Source organism: Candidatus Enterococcus wittei (assembly GCF_002140175.1).
In the GTDB taxonomy this organism is placed as follows: Bacteria; Bacillota; Bacilli; order Lactobacillales; family Enterococcaceae; genus Enterococcus_B; species Enterococcus_B wittei.
Map to the genome: position 1 here is coordinate 244,146 of NZ_NGMO01000005.1, position 1,530 is coordinate 245,675.

The 1,530-nt window shown below is 35.8% G+C and carries 2 protein-coding genes; both read left to right on the plus strand.

Annotation, left to right across the window (positions count from 1 at the left end; translation table 11 throughout):
- Positions 1-199, plus strand: a 199-nt coding sequence (locus A5844_RS14450; RefSeq protein WP_218776179.1) for a hypothetical protein, incomplete at its 5' end; no start/stop codon positions are given.
- Between the two features lie 121 nt (positions 200-320).
- Entirely contained in the window at positions 321-965 is a 645-nt protein-coding gene (locus tag A5844_RS13520) for a lytic polysaccharide monooxygenase (RefSeq protein WP_086285686.1), read from the plus strand.
- Positions 966-1,530 lie beyond the last annotated feature (565 nt).

Consider the following 1,530-nt stretch of genomic DNA (forward strand, 5'->3'; position numbering starts at 1 on the left):
TACCTTAAGTCCAGAAAAAGAATTACTACGTGTTAATTCTGCTTCCGGTAAAGAAGTGCTCGCATCAGTTGTGATCATTGCTGGATCAACATTTTATACACATCTAGATGTGTATAAGAGACAGAAGAATTACTACGTGTTAATTCTGCTTCCGGTAAAGAAGTGCTCGCATCAGTTGCTGTCTCTTATACACATCTAGATGTGTATAAGAGACAGGTATTCCTTCGTTGTCTGTTTGAGTTATCGTTCCAAGTAGAATATTTAAAAAATACAGAATTAGATAGAACGAAAGCGGAACCAAAACCGAGGAGGAGTTTATTATGTTTTTAAAAAAAGGGGCATTTGTCGCTGCTAGTCTTACATTGTTCGGTTCGTTCATTTTTTTAGCTTCCCCAAAACAAGTTGAGGCACACGGGTATGTTAGTTCACCCATTAGTCGAGGCTATCAAGGCCGATTGCACAACATCACATGGGGCTGGACAGCAGCACACAGAATATATGGAAATGTGATTTCAAACCCACAATCATTAGAATATCGGAAAGGATTTCCTGAAGCAGGACCTAGAGATGGTAGAATTGCTTCTGCCGAAGGTGGATTAGGCCAAATTGGTGATTTTGTTTTAGATCATCAAACCGCCGATCGATGGACAAAACAGCCTATACAAACAGGGAGATTAAATTTAACATGGACCTACACTGCACTCCATCGAACGACTAAGTGGCACTATTACATGACAAAACCAGGATGGAATCCTAACCAACCTCTTAAACGCACTTCATTTGAAAAGATATCTGAGATTCCACACGATGGTACCCCACCAATTGTTGGTCAGTCTCACACTATCTCAATTCCTAATAATCGATTAGGATATCATGTGATTTTAGCAGTATGGGATATAGCAGATACACCAAACGCATTTTACAATGTTATTGATGCGAATATCTCTCCTGGATTGGGTATATAAACAGTCGAATATATTCCATATCTTCTTTTTAATTACTATGGGTTAATTGATTACTTTATAAATTCGGTTATATTTCATTATGTACAGTACAAAGAGATTCTCTCATTAAATCCCAACTACGATCCAAATTATTAGTCCTTATTGACAAATAACTAGTTTCTGTCTCTTACTAAATAATTTTTGTTTATATGTTCACCGATTCCATGACTAAAGCAAGGTGAAGGGATTCATTGTATGTAGAAACTTCTCTATGGACCATCTTACTTGGGGTAACACATACCAAGTATTTGAAAATAGCTGTTAATCTATCTCAACTTTTCTCTCCTCCATCATGTGTCGTTTGTCTTCATACATGATGGAGGAAATCATAAATAGTGCAGATTTAGTTTTTCTGATTTTTGCTTATTTATTGATCGCAATATAATTTTTACTGTTAATTTTTCGGTACTTGTAGCTATAATATTTAAGAACTTTTACTTCACTGTGTTCTTTGTGAGGTAGACCTCAAAGTTACACTCCTGATGTGAATACAACATCTTTATAATTTTTTAACCAAAAAATAACA